Origin of the sequence: Methylobacterium sp. J-078 (assembly GCF_022829285.1) — a bacterium.
Taxonomy (GTDB): Bacteria; Pseudomonadota; Alphaproteobacteria; order Rhizobiales; family Beijerinckiaceae; genus Methylobacterium.
The window spans coordinates 97,715-110,187 of the sequence record NZ_JAKSYI010000062.1; the positions used below are offsets into that span (position 1 = coordinate 97,715).

Sequence of the window (12,473 nt, forward strand, 5' to 3'; positions counted from 1 at the left end):
GCCCCCTCACCTTCGGCTGCCGCCTTGCCGCGCCGACGACGAGGTCGTCGCGGCCCTCTCCCCGCAAGCGGGGCGAGGGAACTCCTTTCCCCGAGACCCGGCGCTATCCTGCCGGTCGCGCTTCGGTTATGGCCCCGGCCATGAGCCAGACAGCAACGCGCCAGACAGCGACCCGCCCCACGACCGCCCCGGAAGCCGTGCCGGCGGCGCGCATCCTCATTGCGAGCTTCGTCGGCACCGCGATCGAGTTCTACGACTTCTACGTCTACGCCACCGCCGCCGCCCTGGTGATCGGGCCGATCTTCTTCCCGCCCGGCGATCCGGCGGTGCAGACGCTGGCCGCCTTCGCCACCTTCTCCATCGCGTTCATCGCCCGGCCCCTGGGCGCGGCCTTCTTCGGGCATTTCGGCGACCGGGTCGGCCGCAAGGCCACGCTGGTGGCCTCCCTGATGATCATGGGCCTGTCGACGGTGCTGATCGGCTGCCTGCCCTCCTATGCCACCGCCGGCTGGTGGGCGCCGCTGGCCTTGTGCGTCCTGCGCTTCGGCCAGGGCGTGGGTTTTGGGGGCGAGTGGGGCGGGGCGGCGTTGCTGGCGGTGGAGAACGCGCCGCCCGGACGGCGCGCGCTCTACGGTATCTTCCCGCAGCTCGGCGCCCCCGTCGGCTTCATCACGGCGAATCTCGGCTTCCTGGGGCTGGCGTTGGCGCTCAGCCCCGCCGACTTCCAGGCCTGGGGCTGGCGCATCCCGTTCCTGGCCTCGGCCGCCCTCGTCGGCGTCGGGCTCTATGTCCGGCTTAAACTCACCGAGACCCCGGTCTTCAAGGCCGCCCTGGAGAAGGCCGCCCCCGAGCGGGTGCCGCTGGCCGTCATCTTCACGAAGTACATCCGCGCGACCCTGCTCGGCACCTTCGCGATGGTGGCCTGCTACGCGGTGTTCTACCTCTCCACCGTGTTCGCCCTCAGCTACGGCGTCTCGACGCTGGGCTTCACCCGGCCGACCTTCCTGCTCTTCGAGTGCGTGGCCGTGCTGTTCATGGGCCTCGGCATCCCACTCTCGGGCTGGGCCGCCGACCGCTACGGGCGCCGCCCCGTCCTGCTCTCCGGCCTGATCTTTACAGCAAGCCTCGGCCTCGTGATGGGCCCGATGCTCGGCAGCGGCCAGGGCGGCCTCGTCCTCGGCTTCCTGTGCCTCGGCCTGTTCGCCATGGGCTGGCTGTTCGGCCCCATGGGCGCGCTGCTGCCCGAACTCTTCCCGACCCGCGTGCGCTACACCGGGGCTTCCGTGACCTACAACCTGGCGGGGATCTTGGGGGCCTCCGCCGCGCCGTACCTGGCACAGCGGCTGAGTGAGTGGGGTGGTGTGGGTTGGGTGGGGCTTTATTTGGCGGTGGCGGCTGGGATTAGTTTTGTGGCTGTTGCGCTGATGTCAGAGACGCGAAGTCAATCTATCTAGATCGAATATTAATATGCCATTTCAATCTGGAGTTCATTTTTTACTGTTTGATTTGAGAGCTCTAGAGGGCAGTACATAAACGATTGAGGAGGTGTAAAAGAAGGCATCGTTAATTTCGGATCTATTGGAATAGGATATTTTGTTACAGATCCAATGCTTAATGCATATGCTAATTTTCGACTTTTAAAGTAAATATCGTAATTCTCGCGACTGATGCCTGCAAACTGGTGTGTTTTATCCCAAATTTTATCTGGACTGTCGGACAAAATACTATCGATACGAAATTCTCCAACAATTTTTTGTATTGGCGCGGTCATATAAATAACGACAATATCTACACTTCTATTTGAATGTATTGCTCTGCGGAACTCATACCGTTTCTCGCCCTTTAGTATTTTTTCTGCGAACTCTGGCTTAATCGACAATAATATTCGCATTTAATACACCAAGATTTGCAAGATGTCGGACTTGATCTTCGGTGAGCTCTCGCAGGTCCCACCGCGGTTGCTCGGTGATACCGACAAGATCCAACATTTTGTCACGTATAACACGTTTAGTAAAAGCTGCGTTATACGTCATGCGAACTATATAGTGCCGATCTGGGTCAGCATAAATTTTCCGCAATTCCGCAACAGAAAACACGCTATGTGGAACTGAAAATTTAAGAAACTCGGCTAGATTTGAAAAATCTTTCTTCTTTCTGACTTCTTCTACTACGCAAATTGAAGTTATTACTGAACGAAAACGCGCCTGCCCGGGTCTGTCGGTGGTTCGATACATTATGACGATGTCGCCGCGCTTCATACGAGTGAGCGGCATTTTAGCAATATAAACTTTATGGATTGTATTAGTATAGCTTATGTCTTGGACCAAATCAGCATCTTCATTATGCAATATTGAGTCTGGGAAAAGTTTTGTATGATATTCTGGATATATTGCCAACAGAAAACATTTGTGCCCCGACAATGCAATATGGGGGTAATCCTTAATTATATCGCCAGAATGTGTGTTCAGCTCTCCGAAAAATACAATTTCGCCATCCTTCATACCGCATTTTGAGAATCCGTATCTCTCGAAGAGCTTTATCAGACCTACATGCTTTGGAAATATTGTTACGTAGATTTCACTCACGCCCTCTGCAATAGCAGTATCGAAAGCTTTCTTTAAAACTCGTTCGCCGAGCTTCGTTCCATGAGCAATGATCTTGAGCGTACCAATCTTCAGCCTTTTAGCAGCTGCCATAACCGGAACAACATCGCCGACTTCCCCATCTTCTACCTTGAGATAAAGAAAACCACGGATTCCGGGCTTTGATACATTATCAACTACATAACAATTTTGATTTAGCTTGCTATTGTACCATGTATTAAATCCAACATAATCTTCTCGAAGAGAGTCAAAAAATTCATCCGAAAGGTCGACGTCCTCGAATTTCGCCAGTCTTAGATTATTGAGCATTTCGCTTCTCAAAAACTCGCGCTCTGAATTCGCTAAGCAGAGAAGAATAAAACAAGAACATAAAAATTCAACCTGAGATTACGTCCCGATGCAAAATTTTTCAGCGAAACCCTAAAACCGCATTAGACCCGACAAATCTCGATCTTCGGGCACCGATCCATCACCACCACACACCCCTTCGCCTCAGCCCGCGCCGCCGCCGCAGCATCCCGCACCCCGATCTGCATCCAGACGAAGCGCGGCGGCGGCGTGAGGGCGAGGGCCTCGTCCACCACGCCACCCGCCGCGTCCGAACTGCGAAAGATCTCGACCATGTCGACGGGCTCGCTCAAATCGGCGAGACGCGCGACCACGGGCTGGCCCAGGAGTGTCTGCCCGGTGAGCCCGGGATTGACCGGGATCACGCGGTAGCCGCGCGCCAGCAGGAAGGCCATGACGTGGTGGCTCGGCCGGGCCGGATTGGCCGAGGCGCCGACGAGCGCGATGGTCCGGGTCTCGGCGAGCACCCGGCGGATCAGGGCGGGGTCGTAGGCATCGTGGGGCTGGCGCATCCCCCATCTTGTCGGGCAGGAACGGCCGTGCCGCAAGGTGAGCCGGAGCCCCCCACGATGTCCGAGACCCTGCCCCAGACCCTGTCGCTGCCTGAGACCGTGGCGTTCCTCGACTCGGCGTTTCCGCAGATGGCGGCCGGGGGCAGGACCTATCACCTCGTCGAGGTCGGCCCCGGCCTCGCCCGGATGCGGATGGACCACCACGAACGCCACCTGCGCCCGGGCGGCACGGTCTCGGGGCCGTCGATGATGGCTTTGGCCGATTACGCCCTCTACGCGGCGATCCTGGCGAGCCTCGGCCCGGTGGCCCTCGCCGTCACCACGAGCCTGACCTTCAACTTCCTGCGCAAACCGGGGCCTTCCGGGCTCATCGGCACCGCGCGCCTGCTCAAGCTCGGCAAGCGGCTCGCCGTCGGCGAGGTCCACATCACGGGGCCGGAGGGCGGGCCGCTCGTCTGCCACGCCACCGGCACCTACGCGATTCCGCCCGCGCGGTGAGGCGTGGCGCGGCTCTCCTCCCCCATGCGGGGAGGAGTTGGAGGTGGGGGTGGTTGGGTGACCCTCAGGCCTAGGAGGCTGGCGGCGCCACCCCCACCCCTGACCCCTCCCCGCAAGGGGGAGGGGGACGTCGCCTCCGCCTCAGCCGACGCGCACCAGCATGTGCTTCTTGCGACCGAACGAGAGCTTGATGACCCCGTCCGCCGTCAGGTCGGCTGTGCGCAGCACGGCGCGCTCGTCCGTCACCGGCACGTCGTTGACACGCAGGCCCCCGCTCTTGATCTGGCGGCGTCCCTCGCTGGTGGAGGGCAGGAGCTTGGCATGGTCCGGCCCGAAGGCCGAGAGGACGCCGAGGCCGGCCTCCAGCAGGTCGGCCGAGACCGTGATGCTCGGCAGGTCCTGCGCCACCGTGCCCTCCACGAACGTCTTGTGCGCGGTCTCGGCGGCGGCCTCCGCCGCCTCGCGGCCGTGCATCAGGGCGGTGGCCTCGGTGGCCAGCACCCGCTTGGCCTCGTTGATCTCGGCGCCGGAGAGCGCTTCGAGGCGGGCGATCTCGTCCATCGGCAGCAGGGTGAAGAGCTTGAGGAAGCGGCCCACATCCGCGTCCTCGGTGTTGCGCCAGAACTGCCAGTACGCGTACGGGCTGAGGAAACCGGCATCGAGCCAGACCGCGCCGGCGGCGGTCTTGCCCATCTTGGCGCCGGACGCCGTGGTCAGGAGCGGGCAGGTCAGCCCGTAGAGCTGCGGCGTGCCCATGCGGCGGCCGAGATCGATGCCGTTGACGATGTTGCCCCACTGGTCCGAGCCGCCCATCTGCAATACGCAACCGTAGCGGCGGTTCAGCTCCACGAAGTCGTAGGATTGCAGGATCATGTAGTTGAATTCCAGGAACGAGAGTTCCTGGTCGCGCTCCAGGCGCATGCGGACGCTGTCCATCGACATCATCCGGTTCACCGAGAAGTGGCGCCCGATGTCGCGCAGCATCTCGATGTAGTTCAGCTTCGTCAGCCACTCGGCGTTGTCGACCATGGTCGCCGCGTTGGCGGCACCCTCGAAGGTGAGGAAGCGCGAAAAGGTCTTCTGGATGCCGGCCTTGTTCTCCTCGATCTGCTCCAGGGTGAGGATCTTTCGCGATTCGTCGCGGCCCGAGGGGTCGCCGACCCGCGTGGTGCCGCCACCCATCAGGGTGATGGGCGTGCCCCCCGTGGCCTGGAGCCAGTGCAGCATCATGATCGAGAGGAGGTGGCCCACATGGAGCGAGGCCGCCGTGCAATCGTAGCCCACATAGGCCGTCAGCCGGCCCTCCAGCGCCGCCGCGTCGATGCCGGCGAGATCCGAGCCCTGGTGGATGTAGCCGCGCTCGGTGAGGACCTTGAGGAAATCGGATTGCGGCTGGAAGGGGGCGTCGGAGGACATGCGTGGTTCCGGTCTCTGGCAACGCGGCGCGCGACAGGCTCGGAGGCCGCGTGATAGCACCGCACGGGATATGGGCGGCTCCTTAGCAGGGCTGCGGACGGAAGGCACGGGCATGAACGCCCGGGGAGGCACCATGACGATGATGCGCGCGATCGGACTCATGAGCGGCACGTCGCTGGACGGCGTCGACGTGGCGCTGATCGAGACCGACGGCGAGACCGTGCGGGTGGTCCAGAGCCACAACGGCTACCTCGAGCCCCTCGGGCCCACCGGCTACCGGGGCTACGCGGACGAGGACCGGGCGCTGCTGCGCCAGGCGCTGGTCGATGCGGAAGGGATCGTCGCCCGCGAGGACCGGCCGGGCTGCCTCGGCGCGGCGGAAGCCTTCGTCACCGCCGCCCATGCGGAGGCGGTGGAGAGCTTCCTTTCCGACAACGGCCTGACGCCCGCCGACATCGACGTGATCGGCTTCCACGGCCAGACCGTCGTGCACCGGCCGGACCAACGCATGAGCGTGCAGATCGGGGACGGCGCGGCGCTCAGCCGACGCCTCGGCATCCCGGTGGTCTCGGACCTGCGCCACGCCGACGTGCTGGCGGGCGGGCAGGGGGCGCCGCTCGTGCCGGTGTTCCACCAGGCGCTCGCCCGCGCCTCCGGATTCGAGGGGGCGCTCGGCATCCTCAACATCGGCGGGGTGGCCAACGCCACCATCCTGTCGGCCAACGGCGACGTCATCGCCTTCGACACCGGCCCCGGCAACGCGCTGATCGACGACTGGATGCGCGAGCGCACCGGCCGCCCCCTCGACGACGGCGGCCGCACCGCCGCCCGCGGTCGCCCCGACGAGCCCCTGCTGGCCTGGCTGCTGATCCACCCGTTCTTCGCCCGGCGCCCGCCGAAATCGCTGGACCGGAACTGGTTCTCCCACAAGCTCGCGGGCCAGCTCTCCACGGAGGACGGCGCGGCGACGCTCACCGCCTTCACCGCCCGGGCGGTGGCCCGCGCCCTCGACCACGCCCCCGAGATTCCGGCCCGCTGGATCGTGGCCGGGGGCGGCGCGCGCAACGGCGAACTCGTGCGCCTCCTGAACTACCACCTGCGCGCCGAGATCACGACCGCCGACGCCATCGGCTGGTCCTCGGCCTACCTCGAGGCCCAGGCGTTCGCGCATCTCGCGGTGCGCTCGCTGAAAGGCCTGCCGATCACCTTCCCGTCGACCACCGGGGTGCGCGCGCCGACCACCGGCGGCGTGCTGGCGCGCCCCGCCGCATGATGCACCGCGCCCGCGCGCGCTTCCCCCCAAGAGGACGGGTTGCACCGGGGCCGAGCGGGTGGAAGACTCGTGGCGCACACGGGCGGGAGGGGCGGCTTGGCGATCGAGGAAGCGCATCCGCCCAGGCGCGTCGGGCGTCCGCGCCGGGGCACGGAGGGTGAGGCCACCCGCCGCATCATCGACGCGGCGATCCCGATCTTCCTCGCGGACGGCTTCGAGGCGGCCAGCGTCGATGCCATCGCGGCGGCGGCGGGCGCCTCCAAGAAGACCGTCTACACGAAGTTCACCTCGAAGGCGGACCTGTTCGAGGCGGCCTGCCTGCGCTTCATCGAGACGCACATGCCGCGCGTCGAACTGGAGGCCGCCCTCGGCGGCTCCACGGCCGAGTGCCTCTACCGCATCGCCCACGCGGTCCTGACGGCGGCGATCGCCCCCTCCTGTATCGCATTGCGTCGCATCGCCGCCGCGGAGGCGGTCCGGTTCCCCGAATTCGCGCGCACGCTGCATGATTTCGGACATGCGCGCATCGCGATCCTGATCGAGCAGAGCCTCGCCCTCGGCGTGAAGCGCGGCGACATCGCGATCGACGACCTGCGCTTCGCGGCCGATTACTTCGTCAACGTCGCGATCATGCCGCCCCTGGACCGGGCGACCTTCGGGATCGAGCGACCGGAACTCACGCACATCAAGCGCGAGACCCTGTGCCGAACGATTGACACGTTCCTGCGGACCTTTCAGCCAGCTCACGCCCTGACGCCCGGTGGAGACGTTCACGGCCTTCCCGAGCGCCTGACGGCGCGCTGACGGCGCGCTGACGGCGAACGTCGATCGGATTCAGGCGATCCGCAGAACCCAGATCAGCGACAGGCTGACGAGGAGGAGGACGACGAGAGAGCCCGTCACCGCCAGGGTGACCCGGCCGCCGACCCGCGCCAGCACACGCACGTCGACGCCGAGACCCAGCGCCGCCATCGACACCACGGTGAGGAGGCCGGCCAGCCGCGTCACCGGCTGGGAGGCCGCATCCGGGACGAGCCCCACCGAACGCAGGGTCGCCAGCGCCAGGAAGCCGAGGATGAACCAGGGCACGATCTTGAAGAAGCCGAGGCGCCCGGGCCGCCCCTTGGCGGAGGCCCCTTCCGCTGGCAGGTGCGGCGCGATGAACGAGAACGCCACCACGACGGGCCCGAGCATCAGCACGCGCACCAGCTTGACCAGGGTGCCGACCTGGGTCGCCAGAATGCCGACCGGCACGGTTGCGGCGAGCACCTGCGGCACCGCGTAGACGGTCAGGCCCGCCAGCGTGCCGTACTGATGCTCGGACAGGCCGGCGAGGGGGATGAACAGGGGCAGGCCCAGCACCATCAGGACACCCAGAACCGCCGTGAAGGCGATGGCTGCCACCACGTCCTTGCTGTCGGCCCCGATCACGGGTGCCACCGCGGCAATGGCCGAGTTCCCGCAGATGGCGTTGCCGCAGGCCACCAGGATCGCCATGCGGGGCGGCAGACCGAGCAGCCGGCAGATGGCGTAGCTGGCCACGATCGCCAGCACCACCGTGGCGACGATGCCGACGAGGAGGCTCGTCCCGGAGGCGACGATGGCGCCCAGGCTGATCGAGGCGCCCAGCAGGGTGACGGCGAGTTCGAGTACCTGCTTGGCCGAGAACGCGATGCCGGCCCGGAAGCGCTCGCCCGGGCTCCACAGGGTGCGCAGCGCGATCCCCAGCAGAATCGCGATGACCAGCGCCTCGACATAGGGGTGGCCCGTGGCGCGCTCCTCCAGGGCCTGCACGGCGAGAGCCACCACCGTGACCGCGAGGCAGACGAGGATGCCGGGCACGAGGGAGGCGATCCGGCCGCTGGCGGCCCCCGGCTTGCCCGCCCCGGCGGCGGCCGTGGAGATGCTCTTGACGCTCATGCTGCCGTCCCATGCGGCGATCGGAAGGAACTTCTACTACGGGCGGAGCCACGAGAATAAAGCTCTCTCCCGGCGGGAATCTTCGCAAATCCCGTCCATTGATCGGTCGGGGTCGAAGCGCGACATTTACCCCCATGAGCAAGCGTTCCGACAGCCCGGCGATGGCCTACGATCCGTTCGGCGAACCCGTCGAGATCGCCTGCCACGGTACGACCCAGGCGGGCGACCGCCGGGCGCGCAGCGTGGCCGTGACCGGCTTCTGGCTGGTGGCCGCGACCCTGACGGCGAGCCGGATCTACTTCGCCGACGAGCCCGTGGCGCAGATGGTCTCGAACGCTCATGCGCAGGTTGCCGCCTTCATCACCGCCATCCTGTAAGGGCCTTCCGGTAAGGGTCCGGTGCCGCGTGTACGGTGCCCGGTATCCCTCGGCCTCGTAAGCCGGAGCCTAGTACGCCGCCGCGAGGTAATCGGCGATGGCCGGGCCGTCCGCCTCGCTGATCGGCGCATGGTAGACCTTGCGCATCTTCGTCACCTCGCTGACCCAGAACGCCGCGCCTTTGCCCGGTGGCTGCATCGCAATGTAGTCCACCGAATGACAGCTCTGGCAGTTCGCCTCGGCCGCCGCGAGGCCGGCTTCGTGACCGGGCGCCGGGCGCAGTTGCGCGGTCGGCTCCGGCAGGTCGTAGCTCAAGGGTGCGGCAGCGGCCGGGAGGCTCGCCAGAAGGCCGGCGGCGGCCAGCGCCGCCGCGAGGGGACGCACAATCATCCTGTCTCTCCTCATGCCGCCCGCACCCGGACGGTCTCGATCACGTTGCGCATGTAGCCCGGCGGATTCCAGCGCGGCTCCATCGGCTGGGTCGCGCCGTCGTTGCCGGTCGCCCGGACCCGGAGCGCGTGCGCACCGGCGGGGAGATCGACCGACAGGGTCCAGGGCCGGAACGAATACCGACCGAGATCGGGGCCGAGGCTCGCCTCGGTCCAACTCCGCCCGTCATCGGTAGAGACCGCCACCGCCCGGATGCCGGAACCGCCGTCGAAGGCGATACCGCGCAGGTCCGTGCGCCCCGCCCGAACGGAAGCGCCGTCCGTGAGGTTCGTCACGAACGATCGGATCGTGAAGCGGTTGATCGGAACGGTGGCCTTGGGGGTCTGCCCGGGCTCGACGCAGGCGCAGGCATTGTCGGGAATGCGATAGGCCGATTTCATCCAGAAGCCCTCGTGGGGCTTATCCATCACCGTGATCGCGTCGAGGTGCTTGACCCAGTAGGTGCCGTAGAAGCCCGGGACCACGAGGCGTAAGGGATAGCCGTTGAGCCAGGGCAGGTCCTGCCCGTTCATGGCCCAGGCCAGCATCACCTCGCCGTCGCGGGCGTGATCGAGGCCGAGCGCCTTGGCGAAGTCCGGGGTTTCCGGGAGGACCGGGCCGTCGAGGCCCTCGAACACGACCTGTACCGCGCCGGCCTTCACGCCGGCCCGGTCGAGCACGGCCTTCAGCGGCACGCCCGTCCAGCGGGCGTTGCCCATCGCGCCGTTGGCGAGCTGGCCGCCGGCGACGCGGGGCTCGACGAAGCCGCGGGAATTGCCCGAGCACTGGTTGACCGCGACGATCTCGGCGTTCGGCATCGCCTTGAGCTCGGCGAGCGACAGCGAGACCGGCCCGTCGACATGCCCCGCGACCGTCAGGCGGAACGTGGCGGGATCGATGGAGGTCGGGATGTCGGCGAGGTGGTAGCGCACGAAGAAGGCGTCGTTCGGCGTGATCACGGCCTCGTCGAAGACCGCGAACGGCGTCTCCAGCTGTGGCGGCCGCGCGGTCATCTGCAGCAGCGGGCGCTTGCCCGGATAGGCCACGAGGGGGCGCTCGCCGTTGCCGAAGGGCAAGGTGACGGCCTCGCCGGCCCGGGCCGCGAAGGGTGCGAGGGCCGCACCGAGCAGCCCGGCCCCGGCCTGCCTCAGGAGCGTTCTGCGATCGGTCTCGATCATCCCGGAATCTCCATGTCCCGCTGGCAGCCTCCGCGCGATCATCGCAGGACGGAGGCGTAGTGGATGTCCTCGGTGAGGCAGGTCGACAGGCGCCACTCCACCGGGCGGTCCTCGAGATCGACGGCGACGCGGTCGACTTCGAGGACGGGCGTTCCCGCCGGCTTGTCCAGCAGGGCCGCCTTGTCGGGGCTGAGCGCGATCGCCTTCAGGCGCTCGTGCGCGGTCGCGATCGTGATGCCGAACCGGGTCGCGTAGAGGCTGTAGAGCGTGTTCGGCAGCGCCATCCCGGCCAGGCCGGGAAACAGGCTCGACGGGACCGCGATGGTCTCGAACAGGCAGGCGCGCCCGTCGAGGGAGCGCACCCGCTCCAGCCGTACCACGCGCGCGTTGCGCAGGAGGGCGAGCCGGTCGCGCTCGTCGAGGGTGGCGGCGGCCTCCGCGATGGCGACGACGCGGCTCGACGGCGTGCCGGCGACCGCCCCGTCGGGCCGCAGCTTGAAGAAGCGGAAGACGCTCTGCTTGTCGTCGTGCTCGGCCACGAAGGTGCCGCGCCCCTGGCGGCGCACCAGCAGGCTGTCGGCGGTGAGCGCGTCGAGGGCTTTCCGCACCGTCCCCTGGCTGACGCCGAGTTCGGCGGCGAGCACGCCCTCGCTCGGCAGGATCTGGCCCGGCTGCCAGACCGCATCGGCGAGGCGGCGCAGGAGCGTGTCGTAGACCTGCCGATAGAGCGGCCGGAAACCGACCGCATTGCCACCTGTGCGTTCCATGTCGGTGCGCCGCTGCTCCCCGGGCGTGGGAAGAGGAAAGGAGAGGTTTCCCAGCACGGTGTCCCGTTCCTCGATAAGGCCGAGCCCGGCTCCGGGCAATCGGTCGATCCGGAGGGCCGGAGGCCTGGGACGAAATCCGCTCGGGCTGGCGGCCTTCATGGTCAGAGCGCCCTGATCTCGGCGACGAGCGCGTCCGGGACGGTGAGCCCCTCGGCCTCGGCCCGGGTCCGGAGGGCGAGGCGGCGCGCACCGGGCAGGCGCGCCCCGGCCTGCGCCGCGATGGAGCCCGCGAGATCGGCGAACCGGGAGAGGGCCCCGGGCCCGAACGCATCCGCCGCGATGGCGAGGACGAGTTGGCCGGTGCCCGGCGGATCGCCCTCGGCATCGAGGAACGAGCTCGCCTCGGCGGCGAAGCGCCCGCCCGTCAGGCCGGCGGCGAGAAGCTCCACCATCAGGGCGAGCGCGGTGCCCTTGGCGTCGCCCAGCGGCACCATGGTGCCCTTCAGGGCCGCGCCCGGATCGGTCGTCGGCCGGCCCTCGGCATCGAGGGCCCAGCCCTCTGGGATCGCCTCGCCGCGCTGCCGGGCGGCCATGATCGAGCCCCGCGCCACCTTCGAGAGGGAGAGGTCGATGACGATGGGCGCGCGCCCGGGCAGGGGACAGGCGAAGGCGAGGGGGTTGGTCCCGAACACCGCCCGCGACCCGCCCCAGGGCGCCATGGCGGCCGGGGTGTTGGCGAACAGGATCGCCACGAGTCCGGCCTCGGCCAGGGCCTCCACGGGCCGCCCCGCCGCGCCGCAATGGTGGGAGCGGCGGATGCCGGCCGCCGCGATGCCCTGATCCCGGACCATCGGCGGAAGCTGCTCGATCACCGCGTCGAGGGCCGGATAGGCGAAGCCGTGGGCGGCGTCCACCGCGAGGAGGCCGGGCCGGGGCCGCGTCACCGCGACCGCGGCGTCGCCCACCACCTTCCCGACCCGGACCTGCCCCGCGTAGGACGCCACCCGCGAGAGGCCGTGGCCCTTCAGTCCGTCGGCCTCGGCGCCGACGAGGGCCCGGGCGACGCTCCGCGACGCGGGGGGCGCCGTCCCGCAGCGGACCAGGGCATCGGCCACGAGGGTGTGGGCTTCGGCGAGGGTCAGGGTCGTCATG

13 protein-coding genes and 1 pseudogene are annotated in these 12,473 nt (G+C 67.2%); 5 read left to right on the top strand and 9 right to left on the bottom strand.

The annotated features are described in order from the left end of the window. Positions 1-140 precede the first annotated feature (140 nt). On the top strand, positions 141-1,454 hold the full coding sequence (locus MKK58_RS09795) for an MFS transporter (protein WP_243911897.1): 1,314 nt from the start codon (positions 141-143) through the stop codon (positions 1,452-1,454). 8 nt (positions 1,455-1,462) lie between these two features. Here the strand turns inward: MKK58_RS09795 and MKK58_RS27135 are convergent, their stop codons facing one another. From MKK58_RS27135 to MKK58_RS09805, 3 genes and pseudogenes are all read right to left on the bottom strand, one after another. Beyond that, entirely contained in the window at positions 1,463-1,891 is a 429-nt protein-coding gene (locus tag MKK58_RS27135; RefSeq protein WP_409565227.1) for an ASCH domain-containing protein, read from the bottom strand. Next, the gene (locus MKK58_RS09800; RefSeq protein WP_243911898.1) at positions 1,869-2,912 is read right to left on the bottom strand and encodes an N-acetyltransferase; all 1,044 of its coding nucleotides are present in this window, start codon (positions 2,910-2,912) and stop codon (positions 1,869-1,871) included. Before MKK58_RS09800 ends, MKK58_RS27135 begins: the two co-directional genes overlap by 23 nt. Before the next feature lie 125 nt (positions 2,913-3,037). Beyond that, positions 3,038-3,463 (bottom strand): annotated as a pseudogene (locus tag MKK58_RS09805) (CoA-binding protein); the annotation flags it as partial. A gap of 57 nt (positions 3,464-3,520) precedes the next feature. Here MKK58_RS09805 and MKK58_RS09810 point away from each other — a divergent pair. Beyond that, a complete protein-coding gene (locus tag MKK58_RS09810) occupies positions 3,521-3,961 on the top strand; it encodes a PaaI family thioesterase (protein ID WP_243911900.1) in 441 nt (146 codons plus the stop codon). A 141-nt stretch (positions 3,962-4,102) separates the two neighbouring features. Here the strand turns inward: MKK58_RS09810 and tyrS are convergent, their stop codons facing one another. Then, on the bottom strand, positions 4,103-5,377 hold the full coding sequence (tyrS, locus tag MKK58_RS09815; protein ID WP_243911901.1) for a tyrosine--tRNA ligase: 1,275 nt from the start codon (positions 5,375-5,377) through the stop codon (positions 4,103-4,105). 133 nt (positions 5,378-5,510) lie between these two features. Here tyrS and MKK58_RS09820 point away from each other — a divergent pair, with 133 nt between their 5' ends. Continuing rightward, positions 5,511-6,650, top strand: coding sequence for an anhydro-N-acetylmuramic acid kinase (locus MKK58_RS09820; protein WP_243911923.1), 1,140 nt, complete (start codon positions 5,511-5,513; stop codon positions 6,648-6,650). A 96-nt stretch (positions 6,651-6,746) separates the two neighbouring features. Then, positions 6,747-7,454, top strand: coding sequence for a TetR/AcrR family transcriptional regulator C-terminal domain-containing protein (locus MKK58_RS09825; RefSeq protein ID WP_243911902.1), 708 nt, complete (start codon positions 6,747-6,749; stop codon positions 7,452-7,454). A gap of 30 nt (positions 7,455-7,484) precedes the next feature. Here the strand turns inward: MKK58_RS09825 and MKK58_RS09830 are convergent, their stop codons facing one another. After that, positions 7,485-8,570, bottom strand: coding sequence for a YeiH family protein (locus tag MKK58_RS09830; protein WP_243911903.1), 1,086 nt, complete (start codon positions 8,568-8,570; stop codon positions 7,485-7,487). Between the two features lie 134 nt (positions 8,571-8,704). Between MKK58_RS09830 and MKK58_RS09835 the strand changes: the two genes are divergently transcribed. Continuing rightward, positions 8,705-8,947 carry a hypothetical protein gene (locus MKK58_RS09835; protein WP_243911904.1) on the top strand — a complete coding sequence of 81 codons (243 nt, stop codon included), beginning with the start codon at positions 8,705-8,707 and terminating at the stop codon, positions 8,945-8,947. Positions 8,948-9,016: 69 nt separating this feature from the next. On the opposite strand, the gene MKK58_RS09840 is transcribed toward MKK58_RS09835, so the two are convergent. The 4 genes from MKK58_RS09840 to MKK58_RS09855 form a co-directional block, all read right to left on the bottom strand. Beyond that, positions 9,017-9,337, bottom strand: coding sequence for a cytochrome c (locus tag MKK58_RS09840; protein WP_243911905.1), 321 nt, complete (start codon positions 9,335-9,337; stop codon positions 9,017-9,019). Positions 9,338-9,348: 11 nt separating this feature from the next. Next, a complete protein-coding gene (locus MKK58_RS09845) occupies positions 9,349-10,554 on the bottom strand; it encodes a molybdopterin-dependent oxidoreductase (RefSeq protein WP_243911906.1) in 1,206 nt (401 codons plus the stop codon). Positions 10,555-10,592: 38 nt separating this feature from the next. Then, a complete protein-coding gene (locus MKK58_RS09850) occupies positions 10,593-11,321 on the bottom strand; it encodes a GntR family transcriptional regulator (protein ID WP_243911907.1) in 729 nt (242 codons plus the stop codon). A gap of 161 nt (positions 11,322-11,482) precedes the next feature. Continuing rightward, entirely contained in the window at positions 11,483-12,472 is a 990-nt protein-coding gene (locus tag MKK58_RS09855; protein ID WP_243911908.1) for an Ldh family oxidoreductase, read from the bottom strand. Between the last annotated feature and the right edge of the window lies 1 nt (position 12,473).

Coding starts and splice junctions, on each gene's coding strand:
- MKK58_RS09795 (WP_243911897.1), top strand. CDS start 141: ATGAGCCAGACAGCAACGCGCCAGACAGCGACCCGCCCCACGACCGCC.
- MKK58_RS27135 (WP_409565227.1), bottom strand. CDS start 1,891: ATGCGAATATTATTGTCGATTAAGCCAGAGTTCGCAGAAAAAATACTA.
- MKK58_RS09800 (WP_243911898.1), bottom strand. CDS start 2,912: ATGCTCAATAATCTAAGACTGGCGAAATTCGAGGACGTCGACCTTTCG.
- MKK58_RS09810 (WP_243911900.1), top strand. CDS start 3,521: ATGTCCGAGACCCTGCCCCAGACCCTGTCGCTGCCTGAGACCGTGGCG.
- tyrS (WP_243911901.1), bottom strand. CDS start 5,377: ATGTCCTCCGACGCCCCCTTCCAGCCGCAATCCGATTTCCTCAAGGTC.
- MKK58_RS09820 (WP_243911923.1), top strand. CDS start 5,511: ATGACGATGATGCGCGCGATCGGACTCATGAGCGGCACGTCGCTGGAC.
- MKK58_RS09830 (WP_243911903.1), bottom strand. CDS start 8,570: ATGAGCGTCAAGAGCATCTCCACGGCCGCCGCCGGGGCGGGCAAGCCG.
- MKK58_RS09835 (WP_243911904.1), top strand. CDS start 8,705: ATGAGCAAGCGTTCCGACAGCCCGGCGATGGCCTACGATCCGTTCGGC.
- MKK58_RS09840 (WP_243911905.1), bottom strand. CDS start 9,337: ATGATTGTGCGTCCCCTCGCGGCGGCGCTGGCCGCCGCCGGCCTTCTG.
- MKK58_RS09845 (WP_243911906.1), bottom strand. CDS start 10,554: ATGATCGAGACCGATCGCAGAACGCTCCTGAGGCAGGCCGGGGCCGGG.
- MKK58_RS09850 (WP_243911907.1), bottom strand. CDS start 11,321: ATGGAACGCACAGGTGGCAATGCGGTCGGTTTCCGGCCGCTCTATCGG.
- MKK58_RS09855 (WP_243911908.1), bottom strand. CDS start 12,472: ATGACGACCCTGACCCTCGCCGAAGCCCACACCCTCGTGGCCGATGCC.